This is a genomic window from Janthinobacterium sp. BJB401 (assembly GCF_013372745.1).
In the GTDB taxonomy this organism is placed as follows: Bacteria; Pseudomonadota; Gammaproteobacteria; order Burkholderiales; family Burkholderiaceae_D; genus Janthinobacterium; species Janthinobacterium rivuli.
On record NZ_JABXFH010000002.1, the window covers coordinates 167,966 to 190,331 of the forward strand.

At 63.4% G+C, this 22,366-nt stretch carries 17 protein-coding genes and 1 pseudogene; 13 read left to right on the plus strand and 5 right to left on the minus strand.

Annotated elements, in window-relative coordinates; all coding sequences use genetic code 11:
• Positions 1-48 precede the first annotated feature (48 nt).
• Both msrP and HWE17_RS02460 read left to right on the plus strand, forming a co-directional pair.
• A complete protein-coding gene (gene msrP, locus HWE17_RS02455) occupies positions 49-1,026 on the plus strand; it encodes a protein-methionine-sulfoxide reductase catalytic subunit MsrP (RefSeq protein ID WP_176387689.1) in 978 nt (325 codons plus the stop codon).
• Positions 1,027-1,035: 9 nt separating this feature from the next.
• Complete coding sequence (locus HWE17_RS02460) at positions 1,036-1,689, plus strand: sulfite oxidase heme-binding subunit YedZ (RefSeq protein ID WP_176387690.1); 654 nt, start codon at positions 1,036-1,038, stop codon at positions 1,687-1,689.
• Here HWE17_RS02460 and HWE17_RS02465 read toward each other — a convergent pair.
• Entirely contained in the window at positions 1,686-1,868 is a 183-nt protein-coding gene (locus tag HWE17_RS02465) for a lipoprotein (protein ID WP_092718293.1), read from the minus strand. The genes HWE17_RS02460 and HWE17_RS02465 overlap by 4 nt on opposite strands.
• A 40-nt stretch (positions 1,869-1,908) precedes the next feature.
• On the opposite strand from HWE17_RS02465, the gene cyaY reads away from it, so the two are divergent.
• Positions 1,909-2,238: an iron donor protein CyaY gene (cyaY, locus tag HWE17_RS02470; RefSeq protein WP_176387691.1), complete on the plus strand. Its 330-nt coding sequence runs from the start codon at positions 1,909-1,911 to the stop codon at positions 2,236-2,238.
• Positions 2,239-2,304: 66 nt separating this feature from the next.
• Here cyaY and HWE17_RS02475 read toward each other — a convergent pair whose 3' ends face one another.
• Positions 2,305-4,650, minus strand: a complete 2,346-nt coding sequence (locus tag HWE17_RS02475) for a penicillin-binding protein 1A (RefSeq protein WP_035824043.1) — start codon at positions 4,648-4,650, stop codon at positions 2,305-2,307.
• A 292-nt stretch (positions 4,651-4,942) separates the two neighbouring features.
• Between HWE17_RS02475 and pilM the strand changes: the two genes are divergently transcribed.
• The 10 genes and pseudogenes from pilM (at position 4,943) to HWE17_RS02525 (ending at position 18,766) form a co-directional block, all read left to right on the plus strand.
• A complete protein-coding gene (gene pilM / locus HWE17_RS02480) occupies positions 4,943-5,584 on the plus strand; it encodes a pilus assembly protein PilM (protein ID WP_176387692.1) in 642 nt (213 codons plus the stop codon).
• A gap of 14 nt (positions 5,585-5,598) precedes the next feature.
• A complete protein-coding gene (locus HWE17_RS02485) occupies positions 5,599-6,141 on the plus strand; it encodes a PilN domain-containing protein (protein ID WP_176387693.1) in 543 nt (180 codons plus the stop codon).
• 15 nt (positions 6,142-6,156) lie between these two features.
• On the plus strand, positions 6,157-7,194 hold the full coding sequence (locus HWE17_RS02490) for a pilus assembly protein PilP (RefSeq protein ID WP_152598823.1): 1,038 nt from the start codon (positions 6,157-6,159) through the stop codon (positions 7,192-7,194).
• A gap of 86 nt (positions 7,195-7,280) precedes the next feature.
• Positions 7,281-8,612 (plus strand): annotated as a pseudogene (locus HWE17_RS02495) (type IV pilus secretin PilQ); the annotation flags it as partial.
• A gap of 70 nt (positions 8,613-8,682) precedes the next feature.
• Complete coding sequence (locus HWE17_RS02500; RefSeq protein ID WP_176387694.1) at positions 8,683-10,593, plus strand: Ig-like domain-containing protein; 1,911 nt, start codon at positions 8,683-8,685, stop codon at positions 10,591-10,593.
• Between the two features lie 48 nt (positions 10,594-10,641).
• Entirely contained in the window at positions 10,642-12,312 is a 1,671-nt protein-coding gene (gene aroKB, locus HWE17_RS02505; protein ID WP_176387695.1) for a bifunctional shikimate kinase/3-dehydroquinate synthase AroKB, read from the plus strand.
• Position 12,313: 1 nt separating this feature from the next.
• The gene (locus tag HWE17_RS02510) at positions 12,314-13,450 is read left to right on the plus strand and encodes a deoxyguanosinetriphosphate triphosphohydrolase (protein ID WP_176387696.1); all 1,137 of its coding nucleotides are present in this window, start codon (positions 12,314-12,316) and stop codon (positions 13,448-13,450) included.
• Positions 13,451-13,713: 263 nt separating this feature from the next.
• Positions 13,714-14,424 (plus strand): sulfate reduction electron transfer complex DsrMKJOP subunit DsrO, encoded by a 711-nt coding sequence (gene dsrO / locus HWE17_RS02515; protein ID WP_176387697.1) that lies wholly within the window; start codon positions 13,714-13,716, stop codon positions 14,422-14,424.
• Between the two features lie 3 nt (positions 14,425-14,427).
• Positions 14,428-15,534: an NrfD/PsrC family molybdoenzyme membrane anchor subunit gene (gene nrfD, locus HWE17_RS02520; RefSeq protein WP_099401306.1), complete on the plus strand. Its 1,107-nt coding sequence runs from the start codon at positions 14,428-14,430 to the stop codon at positions 15,532-15,534.
• A 10-nt stretch (positions 15,535-15,544) separates the two neighbouring features.
• Positions 15,545-18,766 carry a molybdopterin dinucleotide binding domain-containing protein gene (locus tag HWE17_RS02525; RefSeq protein WP_176387698.1) on the plus strand — a complete coding sequence of 1,074 codons (3,222 nt, stop codon included), beginning with the start codon at positions 15,545-15,547 and terminating at the stop codon, positions 18,764-18,766.
• On the opposite strand, the gene HWE17_RS02530 is transcribed toward HWE17_RS02525, so the two are convergent.
• The 3 genes from HWE17_RS02530 to mutY are packed head-to-tail and all read right to left on the minus strand — an operon-like array spanning position 18,763 to position 22,348.
• Entirely contained in the window at positions 18,763-19,377 is a 615-nt protein-coding gene (locus HWE17_RS02530; protein ID WP_176387699.1) for a response regulator transcription factor, read from the minus strand. The two genes, HWE17_RS02525 and HWE17_RS02530, sit on opposite strands and share 4 nt — an antisense overlap.
• The gene (locus tag HWE17_RS02535) at positions 19,374-21,185 is read right to left on the minus strand and encodes a sensor histidine kinase (protein ID WP_176387700.1); all 1,812 of its coding nucleotides are present in this window, start codon (positions 21,183-21,185) and stop codon (positions 19,374-19,376) included. Before HWE17_RS02535 ends, HWE17_RS02530 begins: the two co-directional genes overlap by 4 nt.
• A complete protein-coding gene (mutY, locus tag HWE17_RS02540) occupies positions 21,185-22,348 on the minus strand; it encodes an A/G-specific adenine glycosylase (protein ID WP_176387701.1) in 1,164 nt (387 codons plus the stop codon). The genes HWE17_RS02535 and mutY overlap by 1 nt, the downstream gene beginning before the upstream one ends.
• Positions 22,349-22,366 lie beyond the last annotated feature (18 nt).

Consider the following 22,366-nt stretch of genomic DNA (forward strand, 5'->3'; position numbering starts at 1 on the left):
GGAAAAACTGGTGTAAGGTATATCCAATAACCTTTTTCCGGAGCCGCCATGTTGATCAAGCGCAGTCCCAACGGCATTGAGTTGCCGTATTCTTCCGAAATCACGCCGCGCGCCGTGTTTGAATCGCGCCGCAGCTTCATCAAGCAAGTGGCGCTGGGCTCGATGTCCAGTGCGGCCTTGCTGGAAATGGCCAGCCGCGAAGCGTTCGCGCAAGGCACCAATCCCAAGCTGGCAGCCAAGCTCAATCCCGCCTATTCGGCGCTGGAAAAGCAGACGGCCTATAAAGACGCCACCACCTACAACAATTTCTACGAATTCGGCACGGACAAGAGCGACCCGGCGCAAAACGCGGGCACCTTGCGCACGCGGCCGTGGACGGTCAGCATCGAAGGCGAAGTGAAAAAGCCGATGACGCTCGATCTTGACGCGCTGCTGAAGCTGGCGCCGCTGGAAGAGCGCGTCTACCGCCTGCGCTGCGTGGAGGGCTGGTCGATGGTCATCCCGTGGGTCGGTTATTCCTTCTCGGAAATCATCAAGAAGGTCGAGCCGACGGGCAATGCCAAGTATGTGGAATTCATCACCCTGGCCGACAAGAAGCAAATGCCGGGTGTCGGCAGCAGAGTGCTGCAATGGCCCTATACGGAAGGCTTGCGCATCGACGAGGCGAACCATCCGCTGGCCTTGCTGACCCTGGGCATGTATGGCGAAACCTTGCCAAACCAGAATGGCGCGCCCGTGCGCATGGTGTTGCCGTGGAAATATGGTTTCAAGTCAGCCAAATCCATCGTCAAGATTCGCTTCGTCAAGGAACAGCCGCGCACATCCTGGAACCTGTCGGCGCCGTCCGAATACGGTTTTTACTCGAATGTGAACCCCAACGTCGATCATCCGCGCTGGTCGCAAGCTTCCGAGCGGCGCATCGGCGAAGACGGTTTTCTCACGCGCAAGCGCAAGACCCTGATGTACAACGGCTACAACGATGTCGCTTCCTTGTACGCGGGCATGGATCTGAAGAAGTTCTTTTAAGGAAAGACCATGGCCCTCAACCCCACAGCTAGGCAGTTGTCGCTGCTGAAAAGCCTGATCTTTTTGCTGGCGCTGCTGCCGTTTGCCCGCATGGTCTGGCTCACGTACACGGGGCAACTGGTGGAGCCGCTGGAATTCATTACGCGCGGCACGGGCGACTGGACCCTGTATTTCCTGTGTATCAGCCTGGCAGTCACGCCCTTGCGCCGCCTCACGCAATGGAACTGGCTGATCAAGCTGCGGCGCATGCTGGGCCTGTTCGCGTTTTTCTACGCGGCGCTGCACTTCACCACGTTTTTATGGTTCGATCACTTTTTCGATGTGCAGGAAATGTGGAAGGATGTGCTCAAGCGGCCATTCATCACGGTGGGGTTTATTGCCTTCGTCTTGCTCATTCCGCTGGCCGTGACGAGCACGAACGGCATGGTGAAACGCCTGGGGGGCAAGCGCTGGCAGTGGCTGCACCGGCTGATTTACATCATCGCGCCGCTGGGCATTTTGCACTTCTGGTGGATGAAGGCGGGCAAGCATAATTTCGCGCAACCGATCCTGTTCGGCGTCATCGTCGCGCTACTGCTGTTAATGCGCGTTTATTTCGCCTGGAGCAAGCGGGAGAAGAGCGCCAGGGCGGCCAAGGCTGCCACCCCGGTACGCTCGACCTAGGTTGCTGGCACGATCACCGGTGGCGGCGGCACGGGCGCCGGTTCGACCGGGCCTTTGGCTGGTGCACCCTTGGCCGCTGGCGGCTTGGGCAGGTACAAAGGACCGGGCTGGCCGCAGCCGGCCAGGATGCTAGAAACCACAATGGCGGTGCCGATATAAAACGCTGAGGATGACTTCACGATTAGAATCACGGTTTGATTAAGATCTTTGGAGTGTAGCATGAGCGAATCGGAATTCCTGGCCCTGGCCGAAGCCACCCTGACCCAGATCGAGGCGGCGCTGGACCGGCTGAACGATGAAGACGTGCTCGACGTCGAATGCAGCCGCAGCGGCAATGTGCTGGAAATCGAGTTCATCGACAACGGCACGAAAATCATCGTCAACAGCCAGGCCCCCATGCGCGAAATGTGGGTGGCCGCCCGTTCCGGCGGTTTCCACTACAAGCGCGTGGGCGACGAGTGGATCAACACGCGCGACGGCTCGGAACTGTTTGCGGCCCTGTCGGCCATGGCCAGTGAGCAGGCGGGCGCGACGGTGGTCCTGAAGTAATTGTTTTAGCCGCGCGCAATAAAAAAGGGCAGCCTTTGCAGGCTGCCCTTTTTGCGTCAAACGATCTTAAAACAACTCGTTCTTGACGGCTTCTTTCGCTTTTTCTTCCTCCGGCGTGCCGCGCGCCGCGCCTTCCAAGCTGCCGACGCCCGTGCCCGGTGGATTTTCCGCATAGTAATACTCGTCGCCCACGTGGATCAGCCCTTCCGGCACGGCGCGTTCCTCGACGGGAATGCTCTTCAGGGCTTTCGCCATGTAGCTGATCCAGATCGGCAAGGCCAGGCCGCCGCCCGTTTCCCGGTTGCCCAGGTTGCGCGGCTGGTCGTAGCCGATCCAGGCGATGCCCACCAGCTTGGCCTGGTAGCCGGCGAACCACGCATCGATGGAATCGTTGGTGGTACCCGTCTTGCCGGCCAGGTCAGGGCGTTTCAAGGCCATGGCCTTGTTCGCCGTGCCGAAGCGCACGACGTCGTTGAGCATGCTGTTCATCATGAAGGCATTGCGCTCGTCGATGACCCGGTTGGCTTCCTCGCCCGCCAGGTCCGGCTTGGCTTGCGACAACACATTGCCATCGCTATCGGTCACCTTGGCGATCAGATACGGGTTGATCTTGTAGCCGCCGTTGGCGAACACGGCGTACGCGCCCGCCATCTGCAGCGGCGTCACGTTGCCGGCGCCCAGGGCCAGGGTCAGGTACGGCGGGTTCTTATCCGCGTCAAAGCCGAAGCGCGTCGCGTATTCCTGGCCATACTTGGCGCCGATCTTGTGCAGGATGCGGATGGAAATCATGTTCTTCGATTTCATCAAACCCTTGCGCATGGTCATCGGACCATCGTATTTGCTGTCGTAGTTCTTCGGTTCCCACGCCTGGCCGCCAGTCTGGCCCGCGTCGAACGAGATGGGCGCGTCGTTGATGATGGTGGCAGGCGACAGGCCCCGTTCCAGCGACGCGGAATAGATGAAGGGCTTGAAGGCCGAACCGGGCTGGCGCCACGCCTGTGTGACGTGGTTGAACTTGTTGCGGTTGTAATCGAAGCCGCCCACCATGGCGCGGATGGCGCCGTCCGTGGTGCTGGCCGAGACGAACGCCGATTGCACTTCCGGCATCTGCGTCAAGACCCAGGCGTTGCCTTCCTGCATGACACGGATCACGGCGCCGCGCTTGATGCGGCGGTTCGGCGCCGCTTTGTCCGAGAGCCAGGCCGCGCCGAAGGTCAGGCCGGGGCCGGTAATGGTGATTTCCTCGCCGGCCGAGGTGACTGCCTGCAGCGATTTGGGCGATGCCTGCAGCACCATGGCGGCGATGATGTCGTCGCTGTCCGGGTGGTCGGCCAGTTCCGTCTCGATCGCGTCATCGGCTTCGGCCTTGGTTTTCGGAATCTCGATATACGCTTCCGGGCCGCGGTAGCCGTGGCGTTTCTCGTAATCCATCACGCCCTTGCGCAAGGCGATGTAGGCGGCGTCCTGGTCGGCCTTGGTGATGGTGGTGTAGACGTTCAGGCCGCGCGTGTACGTGTCCTCCTTGAATTGCTCGTAGACCAGCTGGCGCGCCATTTCCGACACGTATTCCGCGTGCACGCCGAAGGCGCTGCTGTCGGTTTTCACTTTCAGCTCTTCATTCTTGGCTTCCGTGTATTGCTCTGGCGTGATGTAGCCCAGCTGCGCCATGCGCTGCAGGATGTATTGCTGGCGCATGCGCGCGCGTTTCGGATTGACGACGGGATTGTAGGCCGACGGCGCCTTCGGCAAGCCAGCCAGCATGGCCGCTTCGGCCACGGTCAGGTCCTGGATGTTCTTGCCGAAATAGATTTGCGCGGCCGAGGCGAAGCCGTAGGCGCGCTGTCCCAGATAAATCTGGTTCATATACACTTCGAGGATCTGGTCCTTGCTGAGATTCTTTTCGATCTTCCAGGCCAGCAAGACTTCATACGCCTTGCGTTTCAAGGTCTGTTCGCTGGACAGGAAGAAATTGCGCGCCACCTGCTGCGTGATGGTCGAGGCGCCTTGCTTGGCGCCGCCCGTCAGGTTGTGCAGGGCCGCGCGCGTGATGCCCAGGTAATCGACGCCGCCATGTTCATAGAAGCGGTCATCTTCGATGGCCAGCACGGCTTTCTTCATGACATCGGGAATATCCTTGATGTGCACCATGTTGCGGCGCTCTTCGCCGAACTCGCCGATCAGCACGCTGTCGGACGTGAACACGCGCAGCGGCATCTTGGGCTTGTAATCGGTCAAGGTATCGAGCGCCGGCAGGTTCGGATAGGCCATGGCCAGGCCAAAGACCACCAGCAAGACGCCGACGATGCCCAGGCCCAGCAGCGATGCCAGGGCCATCAGCAGGAAACGTTTGGGTTTGCTGCCCTTGGTGGGCGGCTTCGAGCCAGCGGGGCCAGCGGATTTTGAAGATGTCATGCGTCGTATGTCTTTCGGTTAATTATGCCGGCCAATTATAAGCGAGCTTGCCGGGGTGGCAGCGCGCCGTGGCGCTTGCCTGGGGGACAGTCGAAACTTGCCGATACTCTATATAAGCGTGTATTGGCTCGCTGGCAACCAGGATTTGGTAACAATTATTCTGCGCCAGATCACGGCCCGGCCAGATAGGCGCCGCGCGCAGCAGACGCCGGCGTGAAATCCATTTACAAGCCAGCGCTGCCGGGACTAGGCTTTCGGATGGCAGGAATCCCTCCCACGCTGACGTTTCTCCATGAAAAACATATCCATCAGCAATTTTCTTGGCATCGGCTTGCTGGGCGTCGACATCGCGGACGATGCCGTGCGCGTGGTCGAGTTGCGGCGCCGGCGTGGAAAACTGTCGTGCCGGCATTGCGGCGCCGCCGCGCTGGCGCCCGGCGTGCTACTGGAGGGCAATGTCGAGGACATGCAGGGCCTGGCCGATGCCCTGCGCCAGGCTCATCGCGACAGTGGCAGCACCTGCACGCGGGTGGCGCTGGCCATGCCGGCCACGGCCCTAATCACGCATGCGATCCGCTTGCCCGCCGGATTGCCGGAAGAGCAGCTGGAAATCCTCGTGGAACTGGAAGCGGGGCAATACATGCCGTTCGCGCTGGAAGACGCCAGCCTGGATTTTTTCATTCTCGGCCCCGCGCCGCCGCTGCCCGGCACGACAGGCAAGGAAGTCGACGTGCTGCTGGTGGCGGCGCGGCGGGCCAGCGTGCAGCGCCGTCTCGATGCGACCAGGGCGGCGGGCTTGCTGGCCGTCGTCATGGATAGCGAGGCGCTGGCCTTGCAGGCGGCGCTCGCCCAAGGTGGCTGGCAAGCCTTGCCCGACGGTGGCGTGGCCTACCAGCTGGCCTGGGGCCTGGCCTTGCACCGGTACGCCCGATGACGGGCCGGGCGCCCATGCAGCGCATCAACTTGTTGCCGTATCGCCCCGCGGCACGGCGCAGGCGCATTCAGCTGCTGCTGTGGCAACTGGCGGGCGGGGCGCTGCTGGGATTGCTGCTGGCGTTGGCGGCAGGCGCCTGGCTGCGCCAGCAGCTCGACGCGCAACTGGGCCGCCAGGAGAGCTGGCGCAGTGCCATGCAACAAGTCGATGCCATGCTTGTCGCTGGCCGGCGGGTGCAGGGTGAGACGGCGGCGCTGCTGCTGCGCCAGCAAGCCATTGCCAGTTTGCAAGAGCAACGCAATGCCTGGGTGCGCATGCTGGACGCGCTGGCCCGGGCGATGCCGGCCGGCGTTTCCTTGCACAGTGTGCGCCAGGAAACAGCGATGGTGCGCTTGCAGGGGCAGGCTGCATCGCAGGACAAGGTCGCGGCATTGCTGCTGGCGCTCGGGCAGGCGGCGCCTTGGTCCCGTCCGGAAGTGTTGGAAGTGCGCGGCGCGGCCAATGGCGCCGTGGAATGGACGATACGGCTGGCTTTGGCACCCGATGGACAATCTTAGTGGTGGAGGTTGATCATGCTGAGCTTGAAGACCGCGTCGCTGTGGCCGCTACCCGCGCGCCTCGCTTGCGCCACCCTGGCCGCTACGCTGGTGGCCGCGCTGCTGCACGCCGTGTGGCTGGCTGGGCTGATGACTGCCGTGCAGGTGGCGCAAAGTGAGGAGGCCCGCTTGCGCGCCACTTATCTGTCGGCGCGGGCCAGGGCGCAGCAGTTGCCGCAATGGCGCGCGCAGCAGCGCCAGGCCGGCGCCGAACTGGCCCTGCTGGAGCAGCAATTACCCGATCAGCAGGCGATGGCGCAGCTGTTGACGCAGATTAACGCCGCAGGCCAGTCGCGCGGCTTGCAATTTTCCCTGTTCAAGCCCGGTGCGTCCCAGCCGCAAGCGCCGTATGTCGCCTTGCCGATCGCCATACAGTTGCGTGGCGGCTACCACGCCATGGGCGCGCTGCTGGCGGATTTGGCGGGCCTGCCGCGCCTCGTCACGGTGCACGAACTGGCCTTGAACCTCGGCAAGGATCGCTTGCTGACCCTCGATGCCGTGCTGCACGCGTATCGCTTGCCTGAAGCGGGGGAGCGGGCGGCGCAAGCGGCATTGTCTCCAAAGACCAGCGCGCCCGCAGTGACACCAACTTGGCGCCCGCTTGCCGCCGTCGCGCCGTATCCCTACGCGGCGGCGGCCCTGTCCGATCCTTTCAATGCATTGCCGCCAGCGCCCGAGTCCGGTCAGCGTGGCGGCGTGGCGGGGCCTGATCCGCGCCGTGTGCGCGAAGCGCTGGAAAGCGTGGCCTTGCCGGCCATCAGCATGGTCGGCAGCGTGCAGCAGGACGGCCGCCTGAGCGCGCTGCTGCTGGCGGGCCAGCGTGTGTACCGGGTGGCAGTGGGCCAGTACCTGGGGCAAGATCACGGCGTGGTGACGGACATCAGTGAACGGGCGCTGCAGTACCGTGAATTGCTGCGCGAGGCGGATGGCCCCTGGCGCGAGCGGCGCGGCAGCCTGGCTTTGCAGGTGGCGGGGGCGGGGCCGAAGGCCAGCTTGCCCGAGGCGGCGCCGTGAGGCCGCGCCGCATGTTCTGGGCCGCCATGCTGTGTCTGCATGCCAGCAGTCTGGCCCAGGATGCCGTGGTGAACGTATCGGCGCCGCGTCTGTATGCGGGCGACAAAATCTCCGTTGATTTCCAGAACGTGGGCGTGCGCGCGGCCCTGCACATCCTGGCTGATGCGTCCGGCCAAAATATTGTCGCCAGCGACAGCGTGGCGGGCAACGTGACCCTGCGCCTGCGCGACTTGCCGTGGGACCAGGCGCTCGACGTGCTGTTGCTGGCCAAGGGCCTGGAGATGCGGCGCAATGGCAGCGTGCTGTGGATCGCGCCGCGCGAGGAAATGCTGGCGCGCGAAAAACTGGAGCTCGAAGCGCGCGCGCAGATCGCCGAACTGGAACCCTTGCAATCAGCCATCTTCCAGCTCAATTACCAGAAGGCCGAAGCGTTCCGCAGCGTGTTCGGCCTGGATGCGGGGGAAGGGCGCAGCCGCTTGCTGTCGCGCCGTGGCAGCGTGCTGATCGAGCCGCGCACGAACCAGCTGTTCGTCACCGACGTACCGGTGCGCCTGGAGCAGATCCGTCAATTGATCGCGAAGACGGATATTGCTACGCGGCAAGTGATGATCGAGGCGCGCATCGTCGAGGCGAACGACAGTTTCAGCCGCAACCTGGGTGCGCGCCTGGGTTTTACGGACCAGCGCCTGGCGGCGAGCCAGTTGCCCGGTTTTTCCCTGGGCGGCGGCGGGCGCCGCGCGGCCATCGGCGGCAGCTACCAGGGCGTGGGCGAGGCGACGGGGCAAACGGTGGCCGGCAGCGGCGCTTTCGTGCCGAACTCGCAATTCGTCAACTTGCCCGCCGCCAGCATCAATGGCTTGCAGCCGGCCAGCTTCGCCCTGAGCCTGTTTTCGGCGGCCGCCAACCGTTTTCTGAACCTGGAACTGTCCGCGCTGGAAGCGGACGGCCGGGGCAAGATCATTTCCAGTCCCCGCGTGGTGACGGCCGACAAGGTGCTGGCGCTGATCGAGCAGGGCATCGAGCTGCCGTACCAGGTGGCCACCAGCAGCGGCGCCACGTCGATCACCTTTCGCAAGGCGAACCTGCGCCTGGAAGTGACGCCGCAGATCACGCCGGACGGCAACGTGGTGCTGGAAGTGGACGTCAACAAGGACAGCGTGGGCCAGGAAACGCGTTCCGGCTTTGCCATCGACACCAAGCACGTGCGCACGCAAGTGATGGTGGAAGACGGCGGCACGGTGGTGCTGGGCGGCATTTATCAGCAATCCGAGCGGGGCACGGACAGCAAGGTGCCGCTGCTGGGTGACATCCCCGTGCTCGGTGTTTTTTTCCGCAGCACGGGCCGCAGTCAAGAAAAAACGGAACTGATGGTGTTTATTACGCCGAAAATAGTGGCAGATCGGCCAGCAACACGTTAATGTCACATCTTTACGTTTAAGTAACAATGCAAACGAAAGCGGACTGATGGCGACTATGCGGAATGTATCTTTGAGCAATATTTATTGGAGTCGGGTAGCGAATTGGCTGGTCTTGCTGGCGCTGGGCGCCTTGCTGGCCGCGTGCGGCGGCGGTGGCGGCGATCCGACCATCGATGGCGGCGGCAGTGGTGGCAATGGTGGCACGTCGGCAGGCGTTCCAGCGACGGTCAGCGTCAGCTTGCTTAATGCGAATGGACAGGCCAGCAATACCATCAGCAGCAGTGTGTCGCTGACGGCCAGTGCGGTGGTGCTCGACAAGAATGGTGCCGGAGTCTCAAATGCATTGGTCACCTTTGCGGCAGACAATGCGCTGGTCCTGTTTACGCCGGATATCGGTACTGCACTGACGGATGGCAAGGGTGTGGCCAGTGTCACTATGCGTCCGACTGGCATTGCCGCGAGCGGCGCTGGAACGCTGACGGTCGCTGCCGTCAAAGATGGCGTGACGGTCAGCGGCAGCACGAACTTTGTTGTTGGTGCTACCAGCGTCGTGTTCGGCGAATTGACGTTGTCGCCGGCATCGATCAGTGCTTATGGCACCTCACAAGTCTCGATAGATGTCCTGTCCGGTGGCGTGAAATACACGAACCAGAGCATCGCGGTCAATTTCAGTTCGACTTGCGTGACCGCAGGCAAGGCGACGCTTGCCAGCGTGGTGCAGACAGTCAACGGCAATGCCAGTGTCGGATACCGCGATCAGGGCTGCGGCATGAAAGATACGATTACGGCATCGGCCAGCGGCATTGCCGGCAGCCGCAGCGCCGCCTTGACGGTTGAAGCGCCCAAGGCCGCGTCGATCCAGTTCTATGCCGCCGATCCTGTCGATAAATCCATCGTCATCCAGGGCGAAGGCGGCTTGTTGCGCAAGGAAACCGCCACCTTGAAATTCCGCGTCTTCGATATTTCGGGCAATCCGCTGGCGGGACGCGAGGTGGTCTTCGAGAAAGCGGATACGGCCGCCAACGTAACATTGAATCTGGCCACAGGGATCACCGATGTCAATGGTGAAGTGACCACCACTGTTAATTCCCGCAACACGCCGTTGTCCTTCCGTATCAAGGCGACGCTGAAAGGACAGGATATTTCGACCTTGTCCGATTCCATCGTCGTCACCACGGGCGTGCCTGTCCAGCGGGCCTTTTCACTGTCGATGAGCGATAGCAATCTGGAAGGCTTGACGCTCGATACCAACGGCAACGTGCCATCGGCATCGGTCATGGTGGCGATCGGGGACAAGTTTGGCAACCCGGTTGCCGATGGCACGCCAGTGGTCTTCCAGAGCAATGTGGGTGTCGTGGGCAGTTCCAGCAAGGGCGGCTGCAACACCCAGAATGGCGCGTGCTCCGTCGATTTCCGCGCGCAGGATCCGCGCACGCCGATACCGAATCTGCCGGCCACCGTGTGCAACGGCCCCCTGGGCAGCAGCGACTTTACGCGTGCCGGCGTGGGAACGATTTGCGCCAGCACCAGCGATGGCAGCGCCACGCCCATCTTTGACCGCATCGGTTTCTACATGAGCGGTAGCGTGCCAGGCAAAGTTTTCCTGAATGGCGGCACGGAGCTGACCCAGGGAATGAATGTGAATGACCTGGGTTCGGTGGGCAGGACCGCGTCGAAAGTCTTTACCCTGCAGATTAACGATATCAATGGTAATCCGATGCCTAGCGGTACGACTATCGAAATTAGCAACATTGTAGGTGCGTCCGCTGGTGGGGTATCGCCTTCCAGTGTACAGAAAATCTTCCCCAATATTGCCACTCAGACCGTGCCCTACCAAGGAACCAGCCATATCGTTACCATCGGCAGTACTGTGGCGCCGACGTGCACGGCACCCAATTTCGCCACTTTCAATATTAATGTAACAACTCCACATTTACGAATGACCAGCTATCCGTTTAAACTGACGTTCACATGCCAATAATGGAGTCACAGGGCGACAGTGGCAAGACAGGGTTGTCGCCTGAGTGAAATGCAAAAAGTGTCCGAAATTTCCAACAGTAATATTTTTCTTGTCGGCCTCATGGGCGCAGGCAAAACCACGATCGGGCGCATCCTGGCCCGCAAGCTGGGCTTGCGCTTTGTCGATTCCGACCACGAAATCGAGGCACGCACGGGCGCGACCATCCCGTGGATCTTTGAAATCGAGGGCGAGGCCAGCTTTCGCCGGCGCGAGGCCGAGGTCATCCGCGACCTGAGCGCCCAGCAAGGTATCGTCATGGCCACGGGCGGCGGGGCCATCCTCAATGCCGACAGCCGCGCCTACCTGAAGGAACGGGGCACGGTCGTGTATCTGCGCGCCAGCGTCAGCAACATCCTGGCGCGCACCAGCCACGACAAGAATCGTCCGCTGCTGCAGACGGCCGACCCGCGCAGGAAGCTCGAAGAGCTGACGGCGCAGCGCGAGCCCCATTACATGGAAGTGGCCGACATTGTCATCGACACGGGCCGTCCTAACGTACAATCGATGGTCCAGACCATCCTGATGCAGCTGGCCAGCCTCGAATGCGAAGCTTCGCCCAACTGCGTCATTCATGCAGAGCCTTCGATGAACGAGCAATCCAAAATGTTGTTGAGCGTAGACCTCGACGAACGCAGTTATCCGATCGCCATCGGTCCCGGCCTCTTGGCTGACGCCGATTCGCTGCTGCGCCATATCAGCGGCCACAAGGTGGCCATCGTCACCAATACCACCGTCGCGCCCCTGTATCTGGGCCGCCTGCAGGCGGCGCTGGCCAGCGATGGCCGCGAAGTGATCTGCATCGTCCTGCCGGACGGCGAAGAGTATAAAAACTGGGCCAGCCTGATGCAGATCTTCGACGCGCTGCTGGCCAATAAATGCGACCGCAAGACCACCCTGGTGGCGCTGGGCGGCGGCGTGATCGGCGACCTGACCGGCTATGCGGCCGCCAGCTACATGCGCGGCATCGGCTTCGTGCAGGTGCCGACCACCCTGCTGGCGCAGGTCGATTCCTCCGTCGGCGGCAAGACGGGCATCAACCACCCGCTGGGCAAAAACATGATCGGCGCCTTCTACCAGCCGCGCGCCGTGATCGCCGACACCTCGACCCTGGAAACCCTGCCGGCGCGCGAGCTGTCAGCCGGCCTGGCTGAAGTGATCAAGCATGGCGCCATCATCGATGCCGCGTTTTTCGACTGGATCGAAGCGAACATGGCCAAGCTGATGGCGCGCGACAAGGGCGCCCTCGCATATGCGATCGCCCGCTCGTGCGAAATCAAGGCCGATGTGGTGCGCCAGGACGAACGCGAAGGCGGCTTGCGCGCCATCCTGAACTTCGGCCACACCTTCGGCCACGCCATCGAGGCGGGCCTGGGCTACGGTCACTGGCTGCACGGCGAAGCCGTCGGCTGCGGCATGGTGATGGCGGCGGACCTGTCGTGCCGCATGGGCTATATCGACCAGGCAGCCGTCGAGCGCGTGCGCAAACTCGTCGCCGCCGCTGGCCTGCCCGTCAAGGCGCCGGACCTCGGTGTCGCGCGTTGGTTGGAACTGATGGAGGTCGACAAGAAGAACGAGGGCGGCGCCATCAAATTCATCCTGTTGAAACCGCTGGGCAGCCCGAGCATCACGTCCGCACCCCATGAACTGGTGCTGGCCACCCTGGCCGCCGGAGTGCAATAACATGCTGCCGGAAGACTTCCTGGCTCCGTATGCGGCCCACTCGGCACAGGGGCAGGGACGTCGCTTTGCCGAGGCGCCGCACGCCTCGCGCAGCCAGTTCCAGCGCGACCGCGACCGCATCATCCATTCCTCGGCCTTCCGCCGTCTCGAATACAAGACCCAGGTATTCCTCAACCACGAGGGAGACCTGTTTCGCACGCGTCTGACGCACAGCCTGGAAGTGGCGCAGGTGGGGCGTTCGATCGCACGCAACCTGCGCCTGAACGAAGACCTGGTGGAAGCCATCGCGCTGGCGCATGACCTGGGCCACACGCCGTTCGGCCACGTGGGCCAGGACGTGCTCAATGAATGCATGCAGGAGCATGGCGGCTTCGAACACAACCTGCAAAGCCTGCGCGTGGTCGACACGCTGGAAGAACACTACGGCGCCTTCGATGGCTTGAACCTGATGTTCGAGACGCGCGAAGGCATCTTGAAACACTGCTCGCTGGCGCATGCGCGCGAACTCGGCCCCGTGGCACAGCGCTTCATCGACCGCACGCAACCGACCCTGGAAGCGCAGCTGACCAACCTGGCCGATGAAATCGCCTACAACAGCCACGATATCGACGACGGCCTGCGTTCCGGCCTGATCACCATCGCCCAGCTGGAAGAGGTGGAATTCTTCGGCCGCCTGTGGCGCGAGGTGCAGCAGGCGTTCCCGGGTCTGTCGGGCCGGCGCGCCATCTACGAAACCCTGCGCCGCCTGATCACGGCACTGGCCGACGATCTGATCGTCACCTCGACGCAGCTCATTGCCGATGCCGCCCCGCGCGACGTCAACGAAGTGCGCGCCAGTGCCCCGCTGATCCGTTTTTCGGACGCCATGCGCAAGGACGCGACGGACCTGAAACGCTTTTTACGGGCGAACCTGTATCGCCACTACCAGGTCAACCGCATGCGCGTAAAGGCGAGCCGCATCGTGCGCGAACTGTACGACAGCTTCATGGCCGAACCTGCCCTGCTGCCGCCCGACTATCAACTCAAGGATGGCGACGTCACGCAACAGGCGCGCAAGATCGCCGACTACATCGCCGGCATGACGGACCGCTACGCGATCCGCGAGCATCGCAGGCTGTATTCGCTCGACGAGCTGTAACGGTCACTGCGGGCACTGACATGCTCGCGTGACGCTGCGTGTCGGGTTACGCCGTGCCGGCTAACCCGACCTACCAATACAGGCGGTCATGGGGAATCCGACAACATTGCTGGCGCGGCGCCTTTACTCCGCATTGTCGATCCTGTCAATTGGCATGATCATCTAGGTCCCCACCCGATCACCCCAATATCCCCGCAGCACCTTCTTTTCTATCATGGCAGCAAGTCAACAAGGGCTTGCCGCCCATAGTCAAGGAGAGTGTCATGATTGAATCGCGCCGCAGTTTCTTGCGCGCCTTGCCAGCCGTAACCATCGGGGCGGCCATCGCGCCGCTGCCCAGCAAGGCCGCAACGAAGGGCGAAGGCGGCCAGCGCTGGGCGATGGTGGTCGATGTGCAGAAATGCATCGGTTGCCAGGCTTGCACGGTCTCTTGCATCATGGAAAACGCCGTGCCGGAAAACAGCTTCCGCACCGTCGTCTCGACCTATGAAGTCAAGGAAGAAAACCGCTGCGGCACCTATATGCTGCCACGGCTGTGCAACCACTGCGCCAATCCCCCCTGCATTCCCGTCTGTCCCGTGGGCGCCACCTTTCAGCGCAAGGATGGCGTCGTCGTCGTCGATGGCGACCGCTGCGTGGGCTGCGCCTACTGCGTGCAGGCGTGCCCGTACGACGCGCGCTTCATCAACCACGAAACGGGCAAGGCCGACAAATGCACGTTCTGCGCGCACCGCGTCGACGAAGGCTTGCTGCCGGCCTGCGTGGAAACCTGCGTGGGCGGCGCGCGCATCTTCGGCGACCTGAATGACACGGAAAGCCTGGTGCACCAGCTGCTCACCGAGAACAAGGTGAAGGTGCTCAAGCCCGAGCAAGGGACCCAGCCCCACGTGTTTTACCTGGGACTGGACACGCGTTTCGCCGGCCACGTCGAAGGCGAAGCGACTCTTTGGCAACCGAGCAAACACGGGAAATAAACCATGGACAGCCACATCACCGAAATTGTCAACGTCACGCGCGAAGCGGCATGGTTGCCGTGGGCGGTGCAGTATTTTTTCCTCATCGGCCTCAGTTACGGCAGCTTCATGCTGACCTTGCCGTACTTCGTTTTCGGCCGCAAGGCGTATGAACGCCTGGGGCGCATCGCGCTGCTGGCGTCCCTCGTCTGCGGCATGACGGCGCCCGTGGCGTTGCTGGCCGACTTGCACGGGCCGGGCCGCTTCTACCACTTCTATATTTACTTCCAGCCGCAATCGTGGATGTCGTGGGGCTCGTTCTTCATTCCTCTGTATCTGGGCTGTCTGATGCTGTACGCGTGGCTGGCGCTGCGCGTGGACTTTTCCACGCGGGGGCAGGGCCAGGATCGCCTGGCCTGGGCCTACCGCCTGCTGGGGCGCGGTGGCGCCGCATCGCGCAAGGCCATCGTCACCGCCGCCGCCTTCACCTTGCTGGCCGCCTTTGTCGTGGGCCTGTACACGGGCATGGAAGTGATGGTGGTGCGTGCCCGCCCCCTGTGGTTCACGCCTTTCCTGCCGGCGCAATTTGCCGCCACGGCATTCGTGGGAGCGGTGGGCCTGGCGCTGTTGTTCAACCGTTTCCTGCCGGGCCGCGAGCAGGCGCTGGAAGTGTCGCTGAACCGCGCGCTGGCCCTGTCGCTGGCGCTGGTGCTGGCGCTGGGCGGCGGCTGGCTGTTCGTCAGTCTCTCCGGTGTGAGCGCCAGCCACAGCATGGCGTTCACCCAGGTGGCCGGCATGCCGCAATGGCAGTTCACGGCCGTCTGGGCCGTGCTGTCGTCCATCGTGCCGATGGCCCTGGCCATCTGGCGCCCGGCCACGAGTGGCCTGGTCAATGGCCTGATCGCGCTGCATAGCGCCTGGATGATGCGCTGGACGATTTTCATCGGCGGCCAGACGATCCCGAAAACGGGCGCCGGCCTGTATGACTACCACCTGCCAATGGGGAACGATGGCTTGATGGGGATTATCGGCACGGCCGGCCTGTGGATCGCGCTGCTGTTGCTGATGCTGGAATTTTTGCCATGGGCCGGACGCATGCTGCGCAACCGTCCCGCCATGGCCACGCACTGAGGAGTCAAAAATGAACGAACGCACAAACAACGACGACCGCAACGACGGCCCTGAAGACGAAAACGAAAAACGCCGCAAGCTGCTGCGCTACGGCGCCATTGGCGGCGGCCTGGCCGCCTTTGCCGCCAGCTTTTCCACCACGGCCGGCCGCATGGTCGACCACGCGCTGGGTAAAGATAAACCCGTGCAGAAACTGCATGGCAACTCCCGGCCGCCCGAGTTTTCCGTCGACACGGCCACGGGCAAGCTGACGGTCAATCCTGACCAGCAGGTCAGCTATACCATGTGCATGGGCTGCACCACGTTTTGCGGCGTGCGCGTGCGCCTGGATAAAAAAAGCGGCAAGGTGCTGCGCGTGGCGGGCAACCCGTACAGCCCCCTGTCGGCCGATCCGGCGCTGCCATATCAAACCTCGATACGCGACAGTTTTGTGTCGCTGTCGCGCTTCCAGGAAAAGGGCTTGAAGGGCCGCTCGACGGCTTGTGGCCGCGGCAACGGCGTGCTGGAACAGATGGAGTCGCCGTTCCGCGTGCTGGCGCCCATGAAGCGTGTGGGACCGCGTGGCGGCGGCCAGTGGGAGCCGATCGCTTTCGATCAACTGGTCAAGGAAGTGACGGAAGGCGGCGACCTGTTTGGCGAGGGCCACGTGCAGGGCTTGCGTGCCTTGCGCGAACTGGAAAAACCGATCGATCCGGCGCAGCCGGAACTGGGCCCGCAAGTCAATCAGGTGGGCCTGATGTGCAGCACCGACGATGGCCGCCTGGCGTTCGGCACGCGCTTTTTCAAGCAGTCGTACGGCAGTCTGAACCTGGTCAACCACGGCTCGTATTGCGGCGGCGCCTACCGCAGCGGCTCGGGCGCCATGTTCGGCGACATGAAGAAAATGCCGCATGCGAAAGTGGACCTCGAAAACACGGAATTCTGTATTTTCGTCGGCACGGCGCCGGGCAATGCGGGCAACCCGTTCAAACGCCAGGGCACCCTGATCGCCAAGGCCCGTTCCGGCAAGCGCGAATTCAGCTATGTCGTCGTCGACCCCGTGCTGACGAATGCGGACAGCCTGGCCGCGGGCGACCGCAGCCGCTGGGTGCCGATCAAACCGGGCACGGACGGCGCGCTGGCCATGGCCATGATCCGCTGGATCATCGAGCACGAACGCTATGACCGCAACTTCCTCGTGCAGCCGAATCTGAAGGTGGCGGAAGCGGCGGGCGAAGCCGCCTGGTGCAATGCCACGCACCTGATCATCAACGAAAAGGGCCACGCGCGCGACGGCCGCTACCTGCGCGCGTCGGACATCGGTGCGGTGGAGCTGGCGGAAGAAGAGCGCTACAAGGATGGCGACGCTTTCTGCGTGATCGACGCCGCCACGCAAGCCATCGTGCCGCACAATGCCGCCAAGGGCGAGGCGCGATTGTTCTTCGACGGCCCGCTGGACGTGCTTGGCGCGCCGCTGCACCTGAAGACGGCCATGACGATGCTGAACGAAGAAGCGCAGCGCCACAGCATGGATGAATACTCAAGCGCCTGCGGCATCGGGCGCGACATCATCGAAGGCCTGGCGCAGGAACTCACCAGCCATGGCAAGCGCGCGGCCGTCAATGCGCACGGCGGCATGATGTCGGGCGCCGGGTTTTATAACGCGTATGCGCTGGTCATGCTCAATACCCTGATCGGCAATTTGAACCGCAAGGGCGGCACCCTCGTCAACGGCGGCAGCTTCAAGGATGCGGGCCCCGGTCCGCGCTACAACCTCGAGAGTTTCGACGGCGAGATCAAGGCGGCCGGCATGCCGATCGGACGCAATGTGCCGTATGAAAAAACCTCGGAATTCAAGCTGAAGAAAGAAGCGGGCAAGGCGTATCCGGCCAGGGCGCCGTGGTATCCGAACGCGCCCGCGCTGGCGACCGAGTGGCTCACCAGCGCCATGAACGGCTATCCGTACACTCTGAAGGCGCTGATCCTGTGGAGCTGCAATCCCGTCTACGGCATCACGGGCTTGCGCGCGCAGATCGGCAAAGAGCTGGCCGATCCGAAAAAGATTCCACTGATCGTCGCCATCGACCCCTTCATCAATGAAAGCTCGGCATTTGCCGACTACCTGCTGCCCGATACCTTGCTGTATGAAAGCTGGGGCTGGGCCGGCGCCTGGGGCGGCATGCCCGTCAAAATGAGCACGGCGCGCTGGCCCGTGGTCGAACCGCGCGTGCAAAAAACGCTGGACGGCCAGACCATCTGCATGGAATCGTTCTTCATCGCGCTGGCAAAAACGATGGCCTTGCCCGGCTTCGGTCCGGACGCCTTGCAAGACACGGATGGCCAGCGCTTCCCCCTGCAGCGCGCGGAAGACTGGTATCTGCGCGGCGGCGCCAACATCGCCTGGCAAGGAAAAACGTCCGTGCCTGACGCCAGCGACGACGACATCGAGCTGTCCGGCGTTGCCCGCATCCGCCCCGAACTGGAGCGCACCCTGAAGCCGGAAGAGTGGCGCAAGGTGGCCTTCATGCTGGCGCGGGGAGGGCGCTACCAGAGCTATGGCGAGATGTTCGGCCTGCGCCTGCCGCCACCCGCGAACCCCAAGGCGCAGGCTGCTCCGGTGCCGGTGATCGACGAGACGCCGTACCCGCAGGACTGGTCCACGCACCGCTATCTGAAGCCGATGATGCTGTACAACGAAGGCCTGGGCGTGAGCAAGAACAGCTTGAGCGGCAAGCGTTTCCCCGGTACGCCCACGTGGAGAGTCGCGGCGTTTGCCGACGGCACGCCCGTACGTAAAACCTATCCGGCCAGTGAATGGCCGTTCGAGTTGATCAGTTTTAAGTCGGCGCTGCAAAACTCGTACAGCATCGGTGCGCGGCGCTTGCGCGGCATCCATCCCGACAACCCGGTCGCCGTGCATCCTGACGATGCGGCGCGCTTGAAGCTGCAAAATGGCGATGAAATTTACCTGGAGACGCCGGGCGGCAAGGCCAGGGCCACGGTGATGCTGCGACACGGCGTGCAGCGCGGCGTGATCGCCATCGAACACGGTTTCGGCCACAAGGAGCACGGCGCGCGCGCCCACCGCATCGGCAAATCGCGCCAGCCCGACGAGCCGGCAATCGGCGCCGGCATCAACCTGAATGACCTGGGGCTGACGGACCCGAGCCGCGGCGACAAGAACGTGTTTGTCGATCCCGTCTCGGGCACGTCGGTGCGGCAGGGACTGCCGGCGCGCATCGTGCGGGTTTAGATTTGTCCACCTGCCATCAGCAGCCGGGCCACCTCGGCTGCTGAGTGCAGGCCCAGTTTTTCCATCGTGTTATGGCGGTGCACCTGCACCGTTTTATCGCTGATGCCCAGTTCGCGGGCGATGACTTTCGAGGCTTTGCCTTCGGCCATCAGCAGCGCCACTTCGCGCTCGCGCGCGGTGAGCCTGGCCAGTGCCGTTTGCGCCGTATTCGCGCTGGCGGCGCTGCGGCTTTCTGCCACGCTGCGGGCCACGGCGCGCGAGACGGCGTCCAGCAATACCTGATCCTTGCACGGCTTTTCCAGAAAATCGCAGGCACCCGCCTTCATCGTTTGCACGGCCATGGCCAGGTCGCCGTGGCCACTGAGGAAAATCACAGGCAGCGAGATCGCATGGCGCGACAACTCCTGCTGCAGCTCCAGCCCGCTCATCAAAGGCATGCGCACGTCGAGCAGCAAGCAGCCAGGCGCCTGACCCTCGTAGCGCTGCAGGAAATCGCGCGCCGACTCGAACGTTTCCACTTTCCAGCCGGCCGAATCGAACAGATAGGCCAGCGAGCGGCGCATGGCGGCGTCGTCGTCGACGACAAAGATGATCGCATCGCTTTCACTCATGGTGTTTCCTCTTGTATTTCCTTGTGCGCTTCCATATGACTATCTTCGGGCAGGCGGAACCAGACCGTCAAGCCCGGCGCATCCGCGTTGGCGTGTGCCGACAGGCTGCCGCCGAACGATTCGATGATGCTTTTGCTGAGCGACATGCCCAGGCCCAGGCCTTCGGCCTTGGTGGTGAAAAATGGTTCGAACAATCGCGCCATCTGCGCCGCATCGAGGCCGCAGCCGGCGTCGCGCACGGCCACCGTGCAGGCGCCGTTTTCACGGTGCAGCAGCACGCCGATGGGATGTGCGGGATTGTCGCTTTCCACCTGCGCGTCGAGCGCATTTTTCAATAAATTGAGCAGCACCTGCTGCACTTGCTGCGGGTCGGCCAGCACGCGCGGCGCAAGCCTGGCGCTGTCGTGGCGCCAGTCTATCCTTGCCTGTGGATGGGCCGCGCGGAACAGCGATACTGCTTGCTCCACGGCGTCGGCCAGGGCGAAGGCCGTGCTGTGCGCGGGACGTTTTTGCGCCATCGCGCGGATGTGGCGGATGATGGCGCCCGCGCGCTCGCTTTGCGTGGCGATTTCCTGCGCGCCGTCGAGCAGCGGCGCCGCGTCGAGGCGGCCCGCCGTGATGCGGCGCGCCATGCCGCGCGCGAAATTGCCGATGGCCGCCAGCGGCTGGTTCAATTCGTGCGCGATGGCGCTGGCCATCTCGCCCAAAATCGCCAGGCGCGCCGTGTGGTCGAGCGTGGCCTGGCGCTGGCGCGCCTGCTCTTCCAGCGCGCGCTGCTGGTGCTGGGCCGCGCGCAATTGCTCCGTGCGCCGGCTGACCAGGTATTCCACGCGCACCGTGTGCACGGCCCAGGCCACGAGCAGGGCCAGCACCAGCAGCATCCAGCCCCAGTAGCGGCGCAGCGCCGTCTCGAACGTCAGCTTGTCCAGATAGGCGTAGGGACCGATGTGCAAGTCGCGGAACAGTTCATCGACGATCTGGTAATCGCTGGGCACCGTCCAGCTGTAGCCTTCTTCGGTGCGCGGCATGGCCAGCAGGGCCTGCGCCACTTTTTTTGCCAGCGCGGGCGGCGTCTGGCGCAGGGCCACGAAGGGCCAGTCCGGATACAGCCGCGACGAGCTGGCGCAGCGAAAGCCGGGTATCGGGCGCGTGGTGATCACGCGCAGTTCCTCGGCCAGCACTTCACCGCGCGCCACCATCTGTTCCAGCAAACAGGTGCGCACGATGCCCGCATCCATGTGCCCGGACCTGACGGCGTCGATGATCTGCTGCGAGGGAAAACCGCTGTAGCGCAGGCTGGCAAAATCGTGCGCGGGATCGATGCCCGCTTCGCGCAGTTCGCGCGCGGCGATCTGGTAGCCGCCAAAGGCGTCGGGCGCCACGGCCATCACATTCTTGCCCGCCAGGTCGGCCAGGTCATGCAGCGGCGACGCGCTGCGCACGACGATGGCCGAGCCGATGGCCTGGCGCGGCGAGTCCGTCCATGGCGATTCCAGGGTGGCGATGCGGCTGGCGCCGTCGCTGTGTTCCAGCGCCACGTAATGGCCGCTGCTGGTGATGGCAAAGGCGATCGCTTGCGACTGCACGGCGCGCGTCAGGCCCGCCTGGTCATAGTCGGCCAGGATGAAACGGATGCCGGGAATGCTGGCTTGCAGGTGGCGCGTCACATACGACCAGTCCTGCTGCACGGCGTCGCCGCCCTTGTAGGCCAGCACGCCTATTCTCACCTCTGGCACCTCCGGTAGCGCCGTGTCGGCATGCACTGGCGCGAGCAGGAGGGCCAGCGCCAGTAGGACAAGCCTGCGCACTAAAACATGCTGCGCTGCGCCGAACGCGCATCGCCGAACAGCTCCAGCAGCAGTTTTTTGATGGGGGCCGGCAGCGGCGCGTCCGCGATTTTCGCGCCGTCGTACCAGACGTGCATCGCTTCCCCGGCCAGCGCCAGGCGGCGCGCCAGGGTGATGCGGCAGGGCACGATGTGCAGCTTGTAGTGCGTGAAGACGTGCACGATGGGCAGCAGCCGTTCCTGTGTTTCAATCTCGCCAAATGGCGCCACGGCGCGCGCCAGCGCATCCTGGTCGATGTCGCGCGGAGAGTCTGCATCGGCCAGTACGTGGCCATCGAGTTCGGGCAGGGACAGCAAGCCGCCCCAGATGCCGGAACCGGGGCGCTGCTCCAGCAGCACCTGGCCGTCGTCGATGACGACCAGCATCACGGCGTGTTTTTCCGGGCTGGTTTTCTTCGGCTTGCGCACAGGTAAGTCTTTAACCCGATGGGTGGCGTAGGCCACGCAGCGCGGCTGCAAGGGGCAGCGGCCGCAATCGGGGCTGCTGCGCGTGCACAGGGTGGCGCCGAAGTCCATCAGGCCCTGTGTGTAGGCTTCGATGCCGGTCTCAGGCAGCAGCGCTTCGGCGCGGCGCCACATGGCTTCCTCGACCCGTTTTTCGCCCGGATAGGCATCGATGCCGAAGGTGCGCGCGAACACGCGCTTGACGTTGCCATCCATGATGGCCGCGCGCGTGCCGCTGGAAAACGCGGTGATGGCGGCCGCCGTCGAGCGGCCGATGCCGGGCAGGTCGGCCAGCAGGGCCGGGTCGCTGGGGAACACGCCATCGTATTCGGCCACCACGCGCTGCGCGCACTTGTGCAGATTGCGCGCCCGCGTGTAGTAGCCCAGGCCGCTCCATTGCGCCATCACGTCTTCGACGGGCGCGCTAGCGAGGTCGCGCAGGGTGGGGAAGCGTTCGAGGAAGCGCGCGTAGTAGCCGAGTACGGCGGTCACCTGCGTTTGCTGCAGCATGATTTCGGACAGCCAGATCAGGTAAGCGTCGCGCGTGTTTTGCCAGGGCAGCGCGTGGCGTCCATGCTGCTTTTGCCAGGCGATGACGGTGGCGGAAAAAGTCGGGTCGACGTAATTTTCAAAAGACGCTGTGCCCGTGGCGGGCGAGAGCGGATGCAGCAAACGTTTCATGCAGAGTTTCCAGTGTTT

Bases quoted from the DNA above. Each gene is read 5' to 3' on its own strand.
- msrP (WP_176387689.1), top strand. From the start codon at position 49: ATGTTGATCAAGCGCAGTCCCAACGGCATTGAGTTGCCGTATTCTTCC.
- nrfD (WP_099401306.1), top strand. From the start codon at position 14,428: ATGGACAGCCACATCACCGAAATTGTCAACGTCACGCGCGAAGCGGCA.
- HWE17_RS02530 (WP_176387699.1), bottom strand. From the start codon at position 19,377: ATGAGTGAAAGCGATGCGATCATCTTTGTCGTCGACGACGACGCCGCC.
- HWE17_RS02460 (WP_176387690.1), top strand. From the start codon at position 1,036: ATGGCCCTCAACCCCACAGCTAGGCAGTTGTCGCTGCTGAAAAGCCTG.
- HWE17_RS02485 (WP_176387693.1), top strand. From the start codon at position 5,599: ATGCAGCGCATCAACTTGTTGCCGTATCGCCCCGCGGCACGGCGCAGG.
- mutY (WP_176387701.1), bottom strand. From the start codon at position 22,348: ATGAAACGTTTGCTGCATCCGCTCTCGCCCGCCACGGGCACAGCGTCT.
- cyaY (WP_176387691.1), top strand. From the start codon at position 1,909: ATGAGCGAATCGGAATTCCTGGCCCTGGCCGAAGCCACCCTGACCCAG.
- HWE17_RS02490 (WP_152598823.1), top strand. From the start codon at position 6,157: ATGCTGAGCTTGAAGACCGCGTCGCTGTGGCCGCTACCCGCGCGCCTC.
- HWE17_RS02510 (WP_176387696.1), top strand. From the start codon at position 12,314: ATGCTGCCGGAAGACTTCCTGGCTCCGTATGCGGCCCACTCGGCACAG.
- aroKB (WP_176387695.1), top strand. From the start codon at position 10,642: ATGCAAAAAGTGTCCGAAATTTCCAACAGTAATATTTTTCTTGTCGGC.
- HWE17_RS02475 (WP_035824043.1), bottom strand. From the start codon at position 4,650: ATGACATCTTCAAAATCCGCTGGCCCCGCTGGCTCGAAGCCGCCCACC.
- dsrO (WP_176387697.1), top strand. From the start codon at position 13,714: ATGATTGAATCGCGCCGCAGTTTCTTGCGCGCCTTGCCAGCCGTAACC.
- pilM (WP_176387692.1), top strand. From the start codon at position 4,943: ATGAAAAACATATCCATCAGCAATTTTCTTGGCATCGGCTTGCTGGGC.
- HWE17_RS02525 (WP_176387698.1), top strand. From the start codon at position 15,545: ATGAACGAACGCACAAACAACGACGACCGCAACGACGGCCCTGAAGAC.